This is a genomic window from Pseudomonas sp. VI4.1 (assembly GCF_002029345.1).
Taxonomy (GTDB): domain Bacteria; phylum Pseudomonadota; class Gammaproteobacteria; order Pseudomonadales; family Pseudomonadaceae; genus Aquipseudomonas.
This window is the reverse complement of the sequence record NZ_MULM01000082.1, coordinates 1-20,048: the sequence shown is the minus strand read 5'-3', so window position 1 is coordinate 20,048 and position 20,048 is coordinate 1. Positions and strand designations below refer to the sequence as shown.

Sequence of the window (20,048 nt, the reverse complement as noted above, 5' to 3'; positions counted from 1 at the left end):
CTCGGTTGCGGCCGGCGCGGTCTCGGCGGCAGGCGCAGGTGTGGCCGGCATCCGCTGGCGGCAGGCGCTGCCGCGGGATCGGCCGCCAATTCGGCGGAGATCGCCGCAGTGGCTGGCGCACCAGCCGGAGCGTCTGCGGCGCCTTCGGCCTGCAACCTGGCCAGTTGATTGTTCTTCAGTTCGATCAGGCGCTGCAGCTTGTCCAGCTGACTCTGCAGATCGGTCATGCGGCTTTTCAGTTCCTCGTTGTCACGACGGGTCGTGTCGAGGTTTTCCTGAGTCATGGCCAGCTTGTTGTTCAAGGCCTTGGCGTCGCCTGCGGCACCTTTGCCACCCGCCTTGCCGGATTCGGCAGACACCAGGCTCAAGTTGTCCCGGGCGGGTTGCACAGCCGTGCCATCGCCACGCGGACGGTTGGTGGCGTCGAGTTGCTGCTGCCCTGCCCCGGTCTTCGGCACATAGCGCCGGCCCTGACGCCACGCGGTGTTCTGCGCGGCCACTTCGGCAATGGCTTTGTGCTGTGGCAAGTTGGTGCTTTGTGCCTGGTCCGGCAGCCGCAGCACCTGACCGGTTTTCAGTCGATTGATGTTGCCGCCGATGAAGGCATCCGGGTTCAGCGCCTGGATGGCCAGCATGGTTTGCTGGACCGAGCCGCCATTGCGCGCCTTCGCCGCGATTTCCCACAGGGTATCCCGGGGCGTGGTGGTGTATTGGCCAGGCTCGGTGGCACCGGGCACCGCGGCGGTGACGGCTGGCGTCGGCGCTGGCTGCGCCGCCGCTTCAGCGGTCTGCGGCGAGAACTTGGACGGATCGAGCAGCACGCTGTAATCGCGCAGCAGACGACCGTTGGGCCACATGACCTGCACCAGGAATTTCACCATCGGTTCGGACAGGGGTTTGCTGGACGTCACACGCAGGACGCTTTTACCGCTGGGGTTGAGCACGGGGGTGAAGCTCAGGTCGTTGAGAAACGCCTGGCGGTCGACACCGGCCTTGGCGAAATCTTCCGGCGAAGCCAGGCTCGGCACCACTTCGGCAGCGGTGAGTTCCTTGACGTCGAGCAACTCGATTTCCGCCACCAGCGGCTGGTCCAGCGTCGATTTCAGGGTCAGCTCCCCAAGCCCGAGCGCATGCGCCATACCGGAGGACAGCGCCGACGCGGCCGCTATTGCTAACACCAGTTTGCGAACTTGAACCATAGCCTCATCCTTTGTTTGAACATTCCTCGGCCAGCGAGAAGGTGTTGATAGTCGCTGCCGCAAGGCATTGCGCGCGGCGACGAAGAGTCGTCGCGCGCGATCGTTTCATTCGTGCCGAGGAAAGCCCCGCAGGGTGGCTCGCCCTCAGCAGTCCGGACCAAGCATAGCGTTGGCTGGAGCCCTTGGAAAAATTGTTGCCAAGTATCTTTTACACAAGGTGTTTTATCAATAATTCAGCCACCTGCACAGCATTGAGCGCCGCGCCTTTGCGCACGTTATCTGACGTCAGCCACACGTTTAGTTCCGACAGGTCGTCGATTCCATGGCGAACCCGACCAACGTAGACCACGTCCTGCCCGACCGCATCGCCGACCGGCGTCGGATAATCGCCGGCTTCCACCAGTTCGATACCGGGGGCGTCTTCCAGGGCGGCGTTGATTTTCGCCAGGTCGATGTCGCTCGCCGAGTGCAAGGTCACGCTAAAGCTATCGCCAAAAAACACCGGGGCTTGAATGCAAGTGACGGAAATCTTCAATGCAGGCAGGGCCATGACCTGGCGCAGTTCGCGCACCAGGCGTTTTTCCAGCAGCGTATGGCCTTGCTCATCCGGCTTGCCGACTTGCGCCAGCAGGTTGAACGCCATCTGCCGATCAAAGAACGTCGGTTCCAGCGGCCGCACGTTGAGCAGTTCGGCGGTTTGCCGGGCCAGCTCGGTCACGGCTTCGCGACCTTGGGCCGAGACCGCCAAGGCCGCGGTCAGGTGGATGCGTTGCAGGTCGAGCAAACCGAGCAATGGCGCCAGCACCACGGCCAGCGTGGTGGCCGACGGGCTTGGGCTGCTGACCTGGAACGGCTTTTGCAGACCGGCGAGCACCTGTGCATTGGCTTCCGGCACCACTTGCGGCGCCTGATCGGCCGGCAACGCGCCGGACAGGTCGATCAGCGAACAGCCGGCGGCGATGGCGCGCGAGGCGAAACTCAGGGTGACCGCCGGGCCGGCGGCGAAGAACACCAGCTGGACTTTGCTGAAGTCGAACTCATCGACTTCCCGCACCCGCACGTTCTTGCCGCGAAACGGCACCGAATGCCCGGCCGATTCACTGCTGGCCAGCAGGTGCAGGTTGCCGACCGGGAAGTCGCGCTCTTCGAGAATCTGCACCAGCGTTTCGCCGACAGTACCGGTGGCGCCGATCACGGCAATATCAATGGACTGGCTCATGGTTTTACCTCTGGCGAAACGGGGGGAGCGGCACTTTACCGGGTGGGTGGCGTGCAGGCAATTCGGCGGGGATATGCGGCGCCTGTTCCGGCCTCTTCGCTGCAAGCCAGCGCCTACACGGTTGTGCGCGGTTGCAGGGTTGGCTCATGACCTGGAGGAGCTGGCTTGCCAGCGAAGGGGCCTGTACGGGGGCAACCCATCAACCCCGGCCTGCCAAACACAAAAAAACCCGCACCTCTTCCAAGGCACGGGCTCTTTCACTGCTTCAACCGATCAACGCTCGAGCAGAATCCGCAGCATGCGACGCAGCGGTTCGGCCGCGCCCCACAGCAGCTGGTCGCCGACGGTGAACGCGCCGACGTACTGCGTGCCCATGTTCAGCTTGCGCAGACGGCCCACCGGGACGTTCAGGGTGCCGGTGACTTTCGTCGGGCTCAGTTCCTGAATGCTGGCTTCGCGGCTGTTCGGTACCAGCTTGACCCAAGGGTTGTGCTGGCTGATCAGCCCTTCGATGTCGGCGATCGGCACGTCTTTGTTCAGCTTGATGGTCAGCGCCTGGCTGTGGCAGCGCATGGCGCCGATGCGCACGCAGATGCCATCCACCGGGATCGGGTTCTTGAAGCGACCGAGGATCTTGTTGGTCTCGGCCTGGGCCTTCCATTCTTCGCGGCTCTGGCCGTTCGGCAGTTCCTTGTCGATCCACGGGATCAGGCTGCCGGCCAGCGGTACGCCGAAGTTTTCGGTCGGGTACGCGTCGCTGCGCATCGCTTCGGCGACACGACGGTCGATGTCGAGGATCGCGCTGGCCGGGTCGGCCAGTTGATCGGCGACAGCGGCGTGGGTCGCGCCCATCTGCTTGATCAGTTCACGCATGTTCTGCGCGCCGGCACCGGAGGCCGCCTGGTACGTCATGGCGCTCATCCACTCCACCAGGCCGGCTTCGAACAGACCGCCCAGGCCCATCAGCATCAGGCTGACGGTGCAGTTGCCGCCGATGTAGTTCTTGGTGCCCGCGTCGAGCTGCTGGTCGATGACCTTGCGGTTCACCGGGTCCAGCACGATCACCGCGTCATCCTGCATGCGCAGGCTGGAAGCGGCGTCGATCCAGTAGCCCTGCCAGCCGGCTTCACGCAGTTTCGGGAAGACTTCGCTGGTGTAGTCGCCACCCTGGCACGTCAGAATCACGTCGAGGGTTTTCAGCTCTTCAATGCTGTAAGCGTCTTTGAGCGGAGCAATGTCCTTACCCACGGACGGGCCTTGGCCACCGACATTGGACGTGGTGAAAAACACCGGCTCGATGAGATCGAAATCCTGCTCTTCCAGCATCCGCTGCATGAGCACGGAACCGACCATACCGCGCCAACCGATCAGACCTACACGTTTCATCGCAACTACACCTTCTTTAAAAAGTGGGCCGCTGCTTTCAAGAGTGAAAATTGCAGCGGGCCCGAGAGATTACAGATTCCGCAGCGCGGCGACTACTGCGTCGCCCATTTCCTGCGTACCGACTTTAGTGCAACCGGCCGACCAGATGTCGCCTGTACGCAGCCCCTGGTCCAAAACAAGGCTCACGGCCTTCTCGATCGCGTTTGCAGCGTCCGCTTGGTTGAAGCTGTAACGCAACATCATCGACACCGACAAAATGGTCGCCAACGGGTTGGCAATGCCCTGGCCTGCGATGTCCGGCGCCGAACCGTGGCACGGCTCGTACATGCCCTTGTTATGGGTGTCGAGGGAAGCCGACGGCAGCATGCCGATGGAACCGGTGAGCATCGACGCCTGGTCGGACAGGATGTCGCCGAACATGTTGTCGGTGACGATCACGTCGAATTGCTTCGGTGCGCGCACCAGTTGCATGGCGGCGTTGTCGACGTACATGTGGCTCAGTTCGACTTCAGGGTAATCCTTGGCCACTTCCTCGACGATTTCACGCCACAGCTGGCTGGACGCCAATACGTTGGCCTTGTCCACCGAGCACAGCTTCTTGCCGCGAACCATGGCCATGTCGAAACCGACACGGGCGATGCGGCGGATTTCGCTTTCGCTGTACGGCAGGGTGTCGTAGGACTGACGCTCGCCGTTTTCCAGGGTGCGGGTGCCACGTGGCGCGCCGAAGTAGATGCCGCCGGTCAGCTCGCGAACGATCAGGATGTCCAGGCCGGCAACGATTTCAGGCTTCAGGCTCGACGCTTCGGCCAGTTGCGGGTAGAGGATCGCCGGACGCAGGTTGCCGAACAGGCCCAGTTGCGCACGGATCTTCAGCAGGCCGCGCTCCGGGCGAATGTCACGCTCGATGGCGTCCCATTTCGGGCCGCCCACGGCGCCCAGCAGCACCGCGTCGGCCGTGCGAGCGCGCTCCAGGGTTTCGTCGGCCAACGGCACGCCGTGCTTGTCGATGGCCGCGCCACCGATCACGTCAAAGTTCAGCTCGAAGCCCAGGTTGTACTTGTCGCTGGCCAGCTCCAGTACCTTGACCGCTTCGGCCATGATTTCCGGGCCAATACCGTCACCTGGGAGAATCAGAATCTGCTTGCTCATGCTTTCCTCATGTCATCAGTCGGTGCGCCCATGGCGCGCCCGGAAAAAGTCTATCGCTCGGCGGCTATTGTTCAGAAAGCCTATTGTTCAGAACTTATCGTCCAGAGCTTATCATTCAGCGCTTACCGTTCAGCCATCAGCACCAGCACATCGGTACTGAACGAACCATCGGCCTCAATCTCAAAATATTCGCGCACTTCATTGCCCATCGACTGCTGCAGCTCGCGAATCGCCGCGCGCATCACCTGGGGCGTGCGCATGCGCTCGACCCAGCTGGTGTACTCCAGGCGCAAGCGTTGGCGCGTGGTGCTGCGGGTATGCAACCCCGCTTCGCTGACCTGGCGCAACCACTCGCCGGCGGAATAATCGCGCACGTGGCTGGTGTCGCGCAGCACTTCGACGCTTTGCAGGTAAGTGTCGAACAGCGGGCTGCCCGGTGACAACACGTCGACGAACGCCGCCACCCCGCCCGGCTTCAGCACCCGGCGAACTTCGCGCAGGGCCAGCCCGAGGTCGCTCCAATGGTGCGCCGAATAACGGCTGAACACGAAGTCGAACTCGCCATCGGCGAACGGCAGGCGCTCGGCGGCACCGTTGACCGTGGTCACATTGCTCAGGCCACGGTCGACAGCGGCGGCTGCGACTACGTCGAGCATCTGCTGGACAGGTCGTAGGCCACCACTTCCTTGACCAGCGAGGCCACGTGGAAACTCACGTGACCGGCGCCGCAGCCGAGGTCCAGCACCCGGGCGTCGCCCTGCCCTGCCAGTTCAGCCTGTAGCAGGGCGAATTCGGTGCCTTGAGCGTGGACGGCGCTGTTCAGGTAGGCGGCGGCCTGTTCACCGAATTGCTTTTGGACGACCTGGCTGTGCTGGGGGGTGCTGGTCATTGGACTTCCTATTTCAGGGTTTAGTCTTGTGGTGTCTGTCCGGGCCTCTTCGCTGGCAAGCCAGCTTCTACAGGGGGGTTCGGCGTTCACAGAACCCTGTAGGAGCTGGCTTGCCAGCGAAAGCGGCATCCCGCCTTACGCAAAATCAAGCGTCGCGAAACAACCAAGGCTGGCTCGCCCGATGCTTGGCTTCAAACGTCGCAATCGCCTCATGGTCCATCAACGTCAGGCCGATATCGTCCAGCCCGTTGAGCAGGCAATGCTTACGGAACGCGTCGATCTCAAAGTTCAGCACCTTGCCATCCGGACGGGTCACGGTCTGGGCTTGCAGGTCAACCTGCAACTGGTAACCCGGCGTCGCCTCGACCTGCTGGAACAGTTCATCCACCTCAGCGTCGCTCAAGATGATCGGCAGCAAGCCGTTCTTGAAGCTGTTGTTGAAGAAGATGTCGGCATAGCTCGGCGCGATGATGCTGCGGAAACCGTACTCTTCCAGCGCCCACGGCGCATGTTCGCGGCTGGAGCCGCAACCGAAGTTCTCACGCGCCAGCAACACGCTGGCACCTTGATAACGTTCGGCGTTGAGCACGAAGTCCTTGTTCAGCGGACGCTTGGAGTTGTCCTGATACGGTTGCCCCACATCCAGGTAGCGCCACTCATCGAACAGGTTCGGGCCAAAACCCGTGCGCTTGATCGACTTCAGGAATTGCTTCGGAATGATCTGGTCGGTGTCGACGTTGGCACGATCCAGAGGCGCGACAAGACCGGTGTGCTGGGTAAAAGCTTTCATGCTGCGCTCCTTCAGATCAATTCACGGACGTCGACGAAACGACCGTTCACAGCGGCGGCGGCGGCCATGGCCGGGCTCACCAGGTGGGTACGGCCACCGGCGCCCTGACGGCCTTCGAAGTTACGGTTGGAGGTCGACGCGCAATGCTCGCCACTTTCCAAACGGTCCGGGTTCATCGCCAGGCACATCGAGCAGCCCGGCTCACGCCATTCGAAACCGGCGTCGAGGAAGATCTTGTCCAGGCCTTCCGATTCGGCCTGAGCCTTGACCAGGCCCGAGCCCGGCACCACGATGGCCTGCTTGATGGTCGACGCCACTTTGCGGCCCTTGGCGATCACTGCCGCCGCACGCAGGTCTTCGATCCGCGAGTTGGTGCAGGAGCCGATGAATACGCGGTCCAGCTGGATGTCGGTGATCGCCTGGTTGGCGGTCAAACCCATGTACTTCAAGGCGCGTTCGATGGAGCCACGCTTGACCAGGTCCATTTCCTTGGCCGGGTCCGGCACGTTCTGATCAACGGCCAACACCATCTCCGGCGACGTGCCCCAGCTGACTTGCGGTTTGATCTGGGTCGCGTCGAGCTCGACGATGGTGTCGAACTTCGCGTCCTTGTCCGTCACCAGGTCTTTCCAGGCCTCGACAGCCAAGTCCCATTCCGCGCCTTTCGGGGCGAATGGACGGCCCTTGACGTATTCCACGGTCTTTTCGTCCGCCGCCACCAGGCCGACACGCGCACCGGCTTCGATGGACATGTTGCAGATGGTCATGCGGCCTTCAACGGACAAGTCGCGAATCGCGCTGCCGGCGAACTCGATGGCATGGCCGTTACCGCCGGCGGTGCCGATCTTGCCGATCACGGCGAGGACGATGTCCTTGGCCGTCACGCCAAATGGCAGTTTGCCTTCGACCGACACCAGCATGTTCTTCATTTTCTTGGCGACCAGGCACTGGGTGGCGAGCACATGCTCGACCTCGGAAGTGCCGATACCGTGCGCCAAGGCACCAAAGGCACCGTGGGTCGAGGTATGGGAGTCGCCGCAGACCACGGTCATGCCCGGCAAGGTAGCACCCTGCTCCGGGCCGATGACGTGGACGATGCCCTGGCGGACGTCATTCATCTTGAATTCGACGATGCCGTATTCGTCACAGTTATCGTCGAGGGTCTGAACCTGCAGGCGCGAGACCTCGTCGGCAATGGCTTCGATGCCACCCTTGCGCTCCGGCGTGGTCGGTACGTTGTGGTCCGGGGTCGCGATGTTGGCATCGATGCGCCAAGGCTTGCGCCCGGCCAGGCGCAGGCCTTCGAAGGCTTGCGGCGAGGTCACTTCATGGATGATGTGACGATCGATGTAGATCAGCGCAGAGCCATCGTCGCGCTGCTTGACCAAGTGCGAATCCCAGAGCTTGTCGTAGAGCGTTTTGCCGGCCATCAGACGGTTTCCTCATCAGCTTGTTTCTATGCCCTGGGTCTTGAGTGATTCAATAACCCTTTGGCTTGTGAGGTCGATCCTAGGGGGTTACATTAAATAACTCAAATTCATATTTTTCATGCTTTGGATAACCAACTGGAATACGACAATGGACCTGGCCAACCTCAATGCTTTCATAGCGATTGCCGAGACCGGCAGCTTCTCCGGCGCCGGCGAGCGGCTGCACCTCACGCAACCGGCCATCAGCAAGCGCATCGCCGGGCTGGAACAGCAACTGAAGGTGCGCCTGTTCGATCGCCTGGGACGTGAAGTCGGCCTGACCGAGGCCGGCCGCGCCTTGCTGCCCCGGGCCTATCAGATCCTCAATGTGCTGGACGACACTCGCCGCGCCCTGACCAACCTGACCGGCGAAGTCAGCGGCCGCCTGACCCTGGCCACCAGTCACCACATCGGCCTGCACCGCCTGCCGCCTTTATTGAGGGAGTTCACCCGGCGCTACCCGGAGGTGGCGCTGGATATCCAGTTCCTCGACTCGGAAGTGGCCTACGAAGAAATCCTCCATGGCCGCGCCGAGCTGGCGGTCATCACCCTGGCGCCGGAGCCCCACGCCCTGGTGAAGGCCACGCCCGTATGGGACGACCCGCTGGATTTCGTGGTCGCCCCGGAGCATTCGCTGATCAGCAACGGCCCGGTCAGCCTGGCGGACATTGCCCTGCACCCGGCGGTATTCCCCGGCGGCAACACCTTTACCCACCACATCGTCCAGCGCCTGTTCGAAGCCCGGGGCCTGACGCCGAACATCGCCATGAGCACCAATTATCTGGAAACGATCAAGATGATGGTCTCGATCGGCCTTGCCTGGAGCGTGCTGCCGCGCACCATGCTCGACGAGCAAGTTGCACGAATACCTTTACCGGGCATACAACTGACTCGCCAGCTAGGCTATATCTTGCACACCGAACGGACGCTCTCGAATGCGGCACGGGCCTTTATGGCCCTGCTGGATGCACAAATCGATGGGCCAGGGATTCAGGGCTAAGCTGTGCTACGTCTATAGCGTCTTTTGCGCCGTGAACTCCTGTGCTAAACGCCCAATTCAGCCCAAGGCTTGAAAATGCCGAAATCTGTTGACCGAATTCCGCCGATGCCGCGTATTCAGGCGCTGGACCCGAAACGGTCCGAGCAGAGCTGGGAAAGTGCGCCGCAACTGCTGGCCGCCCTCAACGGCGCGCGCCTGGGCGCCTGGTATTGGGACATCGAGCGCGGGCAGATCAGCTGGTCCCGGGGCACCCAGGCGTTGTTCGGCTTCGATCCCCGGCAACCGCTGCCGGCCGATCTGGAATACCTCGACCTGCTGCCACCCGAGGACCGGGCGAAAACCATCCGCGCCTTCCACGCGGTGATCGCCGGCGCCCCGCTGGAACAGGCGATGCACCACCGCATTCAATGGCCCGACGGCAGCCTGCACTGGCTGGAGATCAACGGCAGCCTGCTGCCGGACAAGCACGGCCGGCCACGGATGATTGGCGTCATCCGCGAAATCACCCACCAGCGTCAGCGTGAACAGGCCCTGAGCAGTTCGGAAAAACGCTTCGCCACGCTGTTTCACCTGTGCCCGAACATGGTGTTGCTGACCCGCCAGGAAGACGGCCTGATCAGTGAAGCCAACCAGTATTTCGAAAGCCTGTTCGGCTGGCCGGTGCAAGACGCGATCGGCCGCACCACCCTCGAACTGGGCCTGTGGGTGCACCCGGAACAACGGGCGCAACTGGTCAAGGCCACCAAGGCCAAGGGCGAATTGACCAGCATGGAGGTGCAGTTTCGCGCCAGCAACGGCCAGGTCCACGATGGCATCCTCAGCGCGCAGAAAGTCGAGCTCGAAGGCCAGCCCTACCTGCTGAGCACCTTCCTCGATACCACCGAGGCCAAAGCCGCCGAACATGCCCTGAAAGACAGCCAGGAACGCCTTGACCTGGCCCTGGATTCGGCGCAACTGGGCACGTGGGACTGGCACATTCCCAGCGGCATGCTCTACGGTTCGGCGCGGGCCGCCCAACTGCACGGGCTGGAGGCCAAACCTTTCCATGAAGCCTTCGACGATTTTTTCGAAGGCGTGCCCGGCGAAGAACGCGACAGCATGCGCGACGCCTACCGCAGCTTGCGCGAAGGCCCGGCCGGCAATTATCAGCTGACCTACCGCGTGCAGCTGCCGGACGGCAGTTCGCGCTACCTGGAAAGCCGCGCCCGCCTGTACCGCGACGACAACGGCGCGCCGCTGCGCATGGCCGGCACGCTGCTCGACATTACCGATCAGGTGGAACGCGAACAGCGGCTGGTGGCCTCTGAAGAGAAATTCGCCACGCTGTTCCAAGTCAGCCCGGACCCGATCTGCGTGACCCACCAGGACACCGGCCTGTTCATCGAGATCAACTCCAGCTTCACCCAGACCTTCGGCTGGAGCACCGCCGAGGTGATTGGCCGCAGTGCCGACGAAATCGGCCTGTGGGACGCCTCGGCGAAAAGCCTGCGGCGGATCGAACAAGTCATCCGCGAACAAGGCCTGAACAATGTCGCGATCGTGGTTCAGCACAAAGACGGGCAGACCCTGACCTGCGTGATTTCCAGCCGCCAGATCAGCGTCGGCAACCAGCCGTGCATCGTCACCACCCTGCGCGACATCACCCAGCAGCAACGCTCGGAAGCGGCGCTCAAGGCCAGCGAAGAGAAGTTCGCCAAGGCCTTCCACTCCAGCCCCGACGCCATCACCATCACCGAGCGCGACACCGGACGCTATCTGGAAGTCAACGATGGCTTCTGTCGCCTGACCGGCTATCGCGCCGACGAAGTGATCGGCCGCACGGTGTACCAGGTCGGCATCTGGGCTGAGGAAAAACAGCGTTCGATGCTGCTGGCCGAACTACAGATGAAGGGCCGGGTGCATCACCTGGAGATGCTCGGGCGCAATAAACGCGGCGAGTTGCTGACCGTCGAAGTCTCGGTGGAACCCATCACCCTGAACGAAACCGCTTGCCTGCTGCTGACGGCGCGGGACGTCAGCCTGCTGAAAAATGCCGAAGCGCAGATCCGCCACCTGGCCTACCACGACCCTTTGACCAACCTGCCCAACCGCGCGCTGCTGATGGATCGCCTGAGCCAGCAGATCGCCCTGCTCAAGCGCCACAACCTGCGCGGCGCGCTGATGTTTCTCGACCTTGACCACTTCAAGCACATCAATGATTCGCTCGGCCATCCCGTGGGCGATACGGTGCTGAAGATCATCACCGCGCGCCTTGAAGCCAGCGTGCGCATGGAGGACACCGTTGCGCGGCTGGGGGGTGATGAGTTCGTGGTGCTGCTCAGCGGTCTTGAGGGCACGCGCAACGACGTCAGCGATCAGGTCCTGGAGCTGGCCGACACCTTGCGTGAACTGCTGTCCGAACCGATGTTCCTCGACGGCCAGCGCCTGCAAGTGACCCCGAGCATTGGCATCGCATTGATACCCGATCACGGCTCGACCCCGACCGACCTGCTCAAGCGCGCCGACATCGCGCTGTATCGGGCCAAGGATTCGGGGCGCAACACCACACAGATGTATCACAACACCATGCAGAAGGCCGCTAGCCAACGCCTGCGCCTGGAAACCGACCTGCGCCAGGCCCTGTCCCGCGGCGAGTTTCGCGTGCATTACCAACCGCAGGTAGACGCCCGGGACGGCCGCATCGTCGGCTGCCGAGGCGCTGGTGCGCTGGGACCATCCGGAATTCGGCGCGCAGTCGCCCACCGAGTTCATCAAGGTGCTGGAGGACAGCGGGATGATCCTCGAGGTGGGCACCTGGATCATCGAGGAGGTCTGCGCCGCCTTCAAACAGCTGGTCGCCAAAAACCTGATCGACCCGCTCGACTTCAGCCTGTGCGTGAACATCAGCCCGCGACAGTTCCGCCAGAACGACTTCGTCGAACGCATCGAACGCAGCCTCGCCAGTCACGGCCTGCCCTGCTCGCTGCTGAAGCTGGAAATCACCGAAGGCATCGTCATCCAGAACCTGGAAGACACCATCAGCAAAATGCGCCGCCTGAAAAAACTCGGCGTAAGTTTCGCCATGGACGACTTCGGCACCGGTTACTCCTCGCTGACCTACCTCAAGCGCCTGCCGGTCGACACCCTGAAAATCGACCAGTCCTTCATCCGCGACGCCACCACCGACCCCAACGATGCCGAGATCATCCGCGCCATTGTCGCCATGGCCCGCAGCCTGGAATTGAAGGTGATCGCCGAAGGGGTGGAAACCCAGGACCAGCTGGATTTCCTGCAGGGGCTGGGCTGTCACTTTTATCAGGGGTATTTGCACAGTCGGCCGTTGCCGGTGGAGGCGTTCAAGAAACTCCTGAAATAACCCGGCGGTTGCAGGGCGGCCCTGTCTACCGTAGCGGGCTCGCGTCCCTATGCGAGCGAGACCGGCTTGCTGGCGAAGACACCCCGACAGCCAACTAACCTCTTCCAACCGTACCCGATTCCCCTGTAGGAGCCGGCTTGCCGGCGAAGGCATCTTCACGGCCGCTGCAAAACTTGAGGCCACCGCCCCTGGCAGCCTCCCCACTCCCCTAACCGTAATCCCTCTATACAGACCAAAACTTCGCCCTCATCAAGATTCGAATCGCCATTTCCTACACGCTTCCGAGAAACGTCCGATTTACCTTGAAAACCCCTTCGCCGACCCTTCGCGCTGCACCTTGCCTTGCCCCAATTCCTTCGGGCCCCAGAGCAAGTTGATCGTCAGCAGGCGCGCCAAGCGCCTCGCTCAAGTCGCCAGCAGACAAGGACTTCAATCAATGGCAATCGGGTACTACATTCGCCAAGGCGACAAGACCACCTGCGGCGGCACCGTGCTGGATGCCGACCCCTGCATTACGATGTTTGGCGAAAACCATGCCCGCGACGGGGATAGGGTTTCCTGCGGAATAACCGGCAAGACCTACGCAATAACCGGCGGGATTTCGCACATGCGAAGCAATGGCCGGCTCTTGGCTGGGACGCTGGACAGCGTCAGCACCTGTCCTTGCAGAGCGACGCTGATCCCCTCGCTAAAAAATGCCACCTACTCCTCCAGGGAGGCCGTTGCGCCGCAAGGCAACCGTGCCGCAGCTCAGCCAGCCACTCCTGTATCCCGCAGCGATCCGGCAGCACCACGCCCATCCGGCTATTCGCCGACGCGAACGGCGCCCTCACCGTCCTTCAGTGAATTACCGGGGCTGGTCTGCCAGAACCTCTGGCGCGGGTATCAACAACAAGCCGAAGCCATCGTGGCGCCGGGCGGCGTACTGATTGCCGATCCCAAGGCGAGGAATCGTGCAATTAATGCCGCTTACGCGCAGTTGTGGCTGGAAGATCAGCGTTTCCAATGGGCGGGACTTGCGGCGTTCGCTTCCAAGCAGGTTGGGTGTGGCCTGCTGCATGCGGCGAGTTCGATCGAAAAGATGCAGGCGGAATATAAAGCGGCACAACGTTTGAAGAACAGCGCCAGGAAAGGCTTCTTTGGACTACTCGGCCCCAGTGAGCGTGAACGGCAGGCGAAACTGCGGGAGTTCGAGCAGGCGCAGCGCGACTACGAGCAAGCCGACCGCAATAATCCGGTGCCGGGTAGTCGTTTCGGGGGCGGCGACGACGCATTGCCGTACGCACAGCGGGTGTACAACTTCGTGTACGAGATGCTGGCCATGGGCAATACCACGTTGTTTCTGGATGTGTTTCCGCTGCATGCTTTCTACAAGGAGCGGGGGTTGAAGGCGCTTGACACCTGCCTGCCATCTCGGAGCGATATTTATGGACATAAGCAGTACCCGGTGCTGTGGCCGGTCGCACAGGAGACACTAAAATTCGGTACTGACTACAAGCAAATCCTGCAAGCTTTCAAAGCCATTGAGGCGGGCAATATCGCCGAAAGCGTTGTGCTGCTTGCCGAGCACGAACAGATCAACATACTGCAACCAGTGATGTACAGCGACCAAGGACTGGTATGGTTGCTGCGCGGCAACCATGTTTCCTACATCACCGGCGTCCCGTCCGGCGCCGCTGAGGCTATCGAACTAACCCTGGCCAGCCAGTGCCGCCCAGTCGATGATAAACGCACCATTGGCTTCAGCAATGATCGCCTTGCGAATTTGGCCGATGTCCGGCAACGCATGCCTTTCGTGCTTAAGGCTGCGGCGCAGTTCGATGAGCTGCTGCGGCATTCTGATCGTCGTCTGATCGAACAGGCCATTCAAGACATTGCCGCAGGCCGGGACGTGCGATGAGTCTGAGGCAGCGCGTGAGTTGGCGTCGGGGCCTGTTAGCGCTGACAGTCGCTGTCATTATTACGCTGGCGGCGATACAAGCGCTTTCCGATAATCTGGAAATTGCGCTGATGATTGGCGAACCTTACGAAGCCATGCGCCAGCGCTCCAGTGCAACCATTGATCCCGCCATTGCAGGGCACTCATGGTTCAACATACCGAAGTCCGATGCTCGCCTTCGTTTCATAGATCCCCAATACGGGTTTGTGACCCCGCCGGCCCGCTTCTTCACAGTTAGTTTTAATAGTGACGAGTTGGTTAGAAGTGTCCGCATGTCCCCGCAGGTAGAACCGCTGCTGCTCGACGACACACTCGAAGTCGTGCTGGGTTTGCAGGAGCAATGGCGCCAAGGGGGCTGGACGCCAATCCGGCTCCAGGACTTTCCATCGTTCGCCGACACGCCGCAATGGCGTGCCCGCTTACGGGACGTGAACAAAGGTGGCAAGGCTTATTGGCGAGCGAGCGACAGGTATCAAGTAATGTTGGTGGTCAATCGTTTCAAGGACATTAAACGCCCAACAGAGGAGCGCTACCTCATCACATTGCAGCTTGCCACACCCTGAGTGAAGCCATGACTCCAATCATTGATTACGAATGTCCCATTGGGTTCGCCAGTAGCTCCACTGCGCACTTCATCGATATCCATCAGCGCATGGCTTTCGGATTCCAGGCTCCGGCGCAGTTTGACGAGCAGCCACAGCGCTCCGATCGCCAGCTGATCGAAAAGTCGATTAAGGACATTGCCTCAGGCCGGGGCGTGCGATGAGCTTGCTGCGAGGCGTAGGTTGGCGACGTGGGGTTTTGGCAATGGCCGTCGCGGCTTTGCTCATCGTGGCAGCGATCCACGCGTTTTCGGATGACCCGGAAATTGCACTGATGATTGGCGAGCCTTGGGAAGACATGCGCCAGCGCTCCAGCGCGGCCATTGGTCCAGCCATTCCCGGGCACTACTGGGGACGCTTGCCTAAATCGGACGCCCGTCTCCGCTTCATAGATCCTCAGTACGGTTTCGTGACCCCTCTGGCCCGTTTTTTCACGGTCAGCTTCAACAAAGATGAGTCAGTCAGCAGTGTGTGGATGTCTCCGCAACTTGAGCCATTATTGCTCGACGATACACTCAAGATCGTGCTGGATTTGCAAGAGCAATGGCGTCAAACAGGCTGGGAACCGATCCGAGTCAACTACGATCCTCCCTTCGCCGATACCGCCCAATGGCGAGCCCGATTGCGGGATGTGAACAAAGGTGGCACCTCTTACTGGCAAGCGGGCAACCAGTATCAAGTGATGTTGGTAGTCAATCGTTTCAGAGACGATAAGCGCCCCAGAGAGGAGCGCTATCTTATAAAGCTGCAGCTTGCCACACCCTGGGTGAAGCCTTGACCCTCACCTTGATGACGGACCCACCGCTTGCATCTCCTCAGTCAACCGAACGAGCTCCCCCCAAGAACCCATCTACACTGAAAAATCGCCTCGCCCGAAACTCCCCCCCCCCACACTGTTTTCCCCTGAGATCCTAACGACGTGCCCAGCATCTACCAGATCAAACCGGCGTTTCAAAACCTCCTGCGACCATGGGTGCAACGACTGTTCAACCAGGGCACCACCGCCAACCAGATCACCCTGATTGCAGGCATCGGCTCGGTGCTGGTGGGGGCGGTGATCGCCGGTTTCGTCCAGCACCCTTGGGTATTTTGGCTGGTGCCGGCCTGGATGATCCTGCGCATGGCGCTCAATGCCATCGATGGCATGCTCGCCCGGGAATTCAACCAGCAGTCGCACCTGGGGGCCTATCTCAATGAGCTGTGCGATATCGTCGCCGACTGTGCCCTGATATTGCCGTTCGCCCTGCTCCCGGGCGTCAGCCTGTGGCTGGTGCTGCTGGTCGCCCTGCTCGCCCTGTTCAGCGAGTACAGTGGCGTGCTGGGGCCGATGGTCGGTGCTTCGCGGCGCTATGACGGGCCCATGGGCAAAAGTGATCGGGCTTTTGTGCTGGGGGTCGTGGCGATCGCTATCGCCCTGGGCTGGATCAGCGCGCTTTGGATCAACGCCGTATTCGCGATCATCGCCGTGTTGTTGGTCTACACGCTGATCAATCGGGTCCGCCAAGGCCTCAAGGAAGTACACGAAGACACCCCTTCAGCATAAGGACAGTGCAATGCGCGAAGCCCAACATCAGTCATTCACCACCCATGACGGCGTGGAATTGTTTTACCGCTACTGGCCAGGTACCACGGCCCCGGGCGAACCACGCCAGGCCGTGCTGCTATTTCACCGCGGCCATGAACACTCCGGGCGCATTGCCCATCTGGTGGATGAACTGAATCTGCCCGACCATGATTTCTTTGCCTGGGACGCCCGCGGTCATGGCCTCTCGCCCGGTGCCCGGGGCGACAGCCCGGGTTTTGCCACCAGCGTGCGTGACGTGCAGACCTTCTGCGATCACCTGGGCGCGGCTTACGGTATCGATGAAGACAATATCGCGGTGATTGCCCAGAGCGTCGGTGCGGTGATCGTGGCCACCTGGGTCCACGACTACGCGCCACGCATACGCGCCCTGGTGCTGGCGTCACCGGCGTTCAAGGTCAAGCTCTACGTGCCCTTCGCGCGTCAGGGGCTGGCGCTGATGCGCCGGTGGCGAGGCAACTTTTTCGTCAACAGCTACGTCAAAGCGCGTTTCCTCAGCCATGACCCGCTACGGGTCGCCAGCTACGACAACGACCCGCTGATCACCAAGGCGATTTCGGTCAATGTCCTGCTCGGCCTCTACGACGCTGCCGAGCGGGTGGTGGCCGATGCCCAGGCCATCCAGGTGCCGACTCAGCTGTTGATTTCCGGCGCCGATTTCGTGGTGCATCGCCGACCTCAGGAACAGTTTTTCGAGCGTCTCGGCAGCCTGCACAAGGAAAAACATGTGCTGCCGGGATTCTTCCACGACACCTTGGGTGAGCAACGCCGCGAGACTGCCGTCGCCAGCGTCCGTCGTTTTATCCTGTACAACTTCGAACAACCGGCTGCCCGCCCTTCCCTGCTGGCCGCCGACCGCCTGGGCCTGACCTGCGCCGAATCAGAGTCATTGGCCGCGCCATTGCCCCGCAATTCCCTGCGTGACCTGTACTGGCGCATGACCCGCGCCGGCATGGGCCTCGGCAGCCGGCTGTCGTCCGGGCTCAAGCTGGGTTTCGACACCGGTTTCGACTCCGGCAGTACCCTGGACTACGTCTACCGCAACACGCCCACCGGCACGTCCGCCGTTGGCCGGCTGATCGATCGTAACTACCTGGACTCCATCGGTTGGCGCGGCATTCGCCAACGCAAGCTGCATGTCGAAGAACTGCTGCGCCTGGCCATGGCGCACTTGCGTGATCAGGGTCGCGAAGTGCGCATCGTCGACATTGCCGCCGGGCACGGGCGCTATATTCTGGAAGCCTTGCAGGGTGTCGACCCGCTGCCCGAGTCGATCCTGTTGCGCGACTACAGCGACATCAACGTGCGCGACGGCGGTGCGCTGATCCGCGACAAAGGCCTGGACGCCATCGCCCGATTCGTCAAGGGCGATGCCTTCGACCGCGCCGACCTCGCCGCACTCGATCCCAAGCCGACCCTGGCGGTGGTGTCCGGCCTGTACGAGCTGTTCGCCGACAACCAGAGGGTCAGCGGCTCTCTCGCCGGACTGGCCGACGCCGTGGAACCCGGTGGTTATCTGGTCTACACCGGCCAACCCTGGCACCCGCAGCTGGAACTGATCGCCCGCGCCTTGACCAGTCACCGTGAAGGCCAGGCCTGGGTCATGCGCCGGCGTACCCAGGCGGAAATGGACCAACTGGTAGCCGCCGCCGGCTTTCGCAAGATTGGCATGCGGGTCGATGAATGGGGCATTTTCAGCGTATCCCTGGCGCAACGGGTGCAATGATGCCCCTGAATGCCCCATTCGGACGCGAACCCGGCCTGTTGAAACCGGCACTGCTCTGGCTGTTGCTGTTGGCCCCGCTGTTCTTCGCCACCTACGGCTTCGCCACCTGGGTCACCACTCAACGGGACGAGGTCGCCAGCCTGGTGTTCGACTGGGAAACCCGGATGCCGTTCTGGGCCTGGAGCATCGTCCCGTACTGGTCCATTGACCTGCTCTACGGCCTGTCGCTGTTGCTGCCCGCCAGTCGCCTGGAACTCAGGCGCCATGCCCTGCGCCTGATCACCGCCCAGTTGATCGCGGTCAGTTGTTTTCTGATCTGGCCGTTGCGCTTCACCTTTGCCCGGCCCGAACTGGACGGCGTGTTCGGCTGGCTGTTCGATGTCCTGGCAGGTTTCGACAAGCCGTTCAATCAGGCGCCCTCCCTGCACATCGCGCTGCTGGTGGTGTTATGGAGTTGCTATCAGCGGCACTTGCAGGGGCTGTGGCGCGGGCTGATGCATGGCTGGTTCATCCTGATCGGGGTGTCGGTGCTGACCACTTACCAGCACCATTTCGTCGACCTGCCCACCGGTGCGCTGCTCGGCTGGCTGTGCGTCTGGCTGTGGCCACTGGAGGGTCCCGGCCCTCTGCACGGTGCTCGCCTGGCTGTGGATAAAAAACGCTGGCAACTGGCGCTGTATTACAGCTTGGGTGCCGCAGCCTTCATGATCCCGGCCTTTTCCTTGAGGGGCGCGTGGCTGTGGTTGATCTGGCCCGCGGTGGCCTTGTTGCTGGTAGCGCTCAATTACGCCGTGCTGGATGCCCGCGGTTTCCAGAAACGTGCCGACGGACGTCTGTCCCCCGCGGCACGCTGGCTGCTGGCCCCCTACCTCGCGGCGGCGTGGCTCAACTCGCGCCTGTGGACCCGCCGCCACCCGCAGCCCGACCGGGTGATCGATGACGTCTGGCTCGGACGCCTGCCAGGTCGACAGGAACTGCAGCACTCGCCCTTTCGGGCGGTGCTCGATCTGTGTGCAGAGCTATCGCTGAACGCGGATTCGGTCACTTACCGCTCGCTGCCGGTACTGGACCTGACGGTACCCACCGCCGCGCAATGCCAGGCAGCGGCCGAGGCGATCGAAAGCCTGCGCCAGCAAGGTCGGCTGCTGGTCTGCTGCGCCCTGGGCTATTCACGCAGTGCCATGGCTGTCGCCGCGTGCTACTGCGCAGCGGCAGGGCCGCCAGTGTCGATGACGCCATCCTGCTGATTCAGCGTGCACGTCCGGGGATCGTGCTGAGCAGTGCGCACCGGCAGGTGCTGCAGCAGTTACCCATGATCACGGAGCACGCCTGTGTCCACTGAAATGCAGCTGCAAGCGACCGCCAGCCTGTTGCGCCGTGGTGGTTCGCTGGACCGGCTGTCTACCGGGCTGACGCTGCTGGGGGCCCTGCTCGGCCTGGGCCAATATGTCGTGGCCAGCCCGGGAACCTGGGGGTTGACCTGCAGCGGCGCGCTGCTGGTGCTGGGCCTGTGGCAAAAATACTGGGCACTGCGGGTCGCGTTCGATGCCGATCTGTTCCAGCACCTGGCCGCCTGTGCACAAGACCTTCCCGAACGCACCCAGGCCCTGGACCATGCGCTGACGGCACTGGGCCTGCAGCCCGCCGACCGTGGCGGTCGTCCCTGGCACGAACGGATCTCTGGCGCTCTGACGTTGTTACGCCGCCAGGCATTGCTGGTGGCGGCACAAGTGCTGCTGA

13 protein-coding genes and 4 pseudogenes are annotated in these 20,048 nt (G+C 62.0%); 10 read left to right on the top strand and 7 right to left on the bottom strand.

Features of this window, described 5'->3' with window-relative positions:
- The 7 genes and pseudogenes from BZ163_RS03255 to leuC all read right to left on the bottom strand — a co-directional run.
- Nucleotides 1–1,199: pseudogene (locus tag BZ163_RS03255) on the bottom strand (FimV family protein); the annotation flags it as partial.
- Between the two features lie 208 nt (nt 1,200–1,407).
- Nucleotides 1,408–2,418 (bottom strand): aspartate-semialdehyde dehydrogenase, encoded by a 1,011-nt coding sequence (locus tag BZ163_RS03250; RefSeq protein ID WP_128869753.1) that lies wholly within the window; start codon nt 2,416–2,418, stop codon nt 1,408–1,410.
- Nucleotides 2,419–2,691: 273 nt separating this feature from the next.
- On the bottom strand, nt 2,692–3,804 hold the full coding sequence (gene asd / locus BZ163_RS03245) for an aspartate-semialdehyde dehydrogenase (RefSeq protein WP_128869752.1): 1,113 nt from the start codon (nt 3,802–3,804) through the stop codon (nt 2,692–2,694).
- Nucleotides 3,805–3,873: 69 nt separating this feature from the next.
- Nucleotides 3,874–4,956 (bottom strand): 3-isopropylmalate dehydrogenase, encoded by a 1,083-nt coding sequence (gene leuB / locus BZ163_RS03240; protein ID WP_128869751.1) that lies wholly within the window; start codon nt 4,954–4,956, stop codon nt 3,874–3,876.
- Between the two features lie 122 nt (nt 4,957–5,078).
- Nucleotides 5,079–5,845: pseudogene (locus BZ163_RS03235) on the bottom strand (class I SAM-dependent methyltransferase).
- Nucleotides 5,846–5,990: 145 nt separating this feature from the next.
- A complete protein-coding gene (gene leuD, locus BZ163_RS03230) occupies nt 5,991–6,635 on the bottom strand; it encodes a 3-isopropylmalate dehydratase small subunit (protein ID WP_128869750.1) in 645 nt (214 codons plus the stop codon).
- 11 nt (nt 6,636–6,646) lie between these two features.
- The gene (gene leuC, locus BZ163_RS03225; RefSeq protein WP_128869749.1) at nt 6,647–8,065 is read right to left on the bottom strand and encodes a 3-isopropylmalate dehydratase large subunit; all 1,419 of its coding nucleotides are present in this window, start codon (nt 8,063–8,065) and stop codon (nt 6,647–6,649) included.
- 148 nt (nt 8,066–8,213) lie between these two features.
- Here leuC and BZ163_RS03220 point away from each other — a divergent pair, with 148 nt between their 5' ends.
- From BZ163_RS03220 to BZ163_RS03175, 10 genes and pseudogenes are all read left to right on the top strand, one after another.
- The gene (locus BZ163_RS03220; protein ID WP_128869748.1) at nt 8,214–9,104 is read left to right on the top strand and encodes a LysR family transcriptional regulator; all 891 of its coding nucleotides are present in this window, start codon (nt 8,214–8,216) and stop codon (nt 9,102–9,104) included.
- Nucleotides 9,105–9,179: 75 nt separating this feature from the next.
- Nucleotides 9,180–12,459, top strand: a pseudogene (locus BZ163_RS03215) (EAL domain-containing protein).
- Nucleotides 12,460–12,895: 436 nt separating this feature from the next.
- Nucleotides 12,896–14,359 carry a PAAR domain-containing protein gene (locus tag BZ163_RS35025; protein WP_178110415.1) on the top strand — a complete coding sequence of 488 codons (1,464 nt, stop codon included), beginning with the start codon at nt 12,896–12,898 and terminating at the stop codon, nt 14,357–14,359.
- Entirely contained in the window at nt 14,356–14,961 is a 606-nt protein-coding gene (locus tag BZ163_RS03205; protein ID WP_128869747.1) for a hypothetical protein, read from the top strand. The genes BZ163_RS35025 and BZ163_RS03205 overlap by 4 nt, the downstream gene beginning before the upstream one ends.
- A gap of 8 nt (nt 14,962–14,969) precedes the next feature.
- A complete protein-coding gene (locus BZ163_RS03200; protein WP_128869746.1) occupies nt 14,970–15,164 on the top strand; it encodes a hypothetical protein in 195 nt (64 codons plus the stop codon).
- Entirely contained in the window at nt 15,161–15,778 is a 618-nt protein-coding gene (locus tag BZ163_RS03195) for a hypothetical protein (protein WP_128869745.1), read from the top strand. The genes BZ163_RS03200 and BZ163_RS03195 overlap by 4 nt, the downstream gene beginning before the upstream one ends.
- A gap of 141 nt (nt 15,779–15,919) precedes the next feature.
- The gene (locus BZ163_RS03190) at nt 15,920–16,543 is read left to right on the top strand and encodes a CDP-alcohol phosphatidyltransferase family protein (RefSeq protein WP_128869744.1); all 624 of its coding nucleotides are present in this window, start codon (nt 15,920–15,922) and stop codon (nt 16,541–16,543) included.
- Nucleotides 16,544–16,553: 10 nt separating this feature from the next.
- Nucleotides 16,554–18,308, top strand: coding sequence for a bifunctional alpha/beta hydrolase/class I SAM-dependent methyltransferase (locus tag BZ163_RS03185; protein WP_128869743.1), 1,755 nt, complete (start codon nt 16,554–16,556; stop codon nt 18,306–18,308).
- A pseudogene (locus BZ163_RS03180) lies at nt 18,305–19,650 on the top strand (phosphatase PAP2/dual specificity phosphatase family protein). Before BZ163_RS03185 ends, BZ163_RS03180 begins: the two are co-directional and overlap by 4 nt.
- Nucleotides 19,640–20,048 (top strand): hypothetical protein (locus BZ163_RS03175; RefSeq protein WP_128869742.1); only part of this gene is annotated, 409 nt, incomplete at its 3' end. The pseudogene BZ163_RS03180 and the gene BZ163_RS03175, both read left to right, overlap by 11 nt.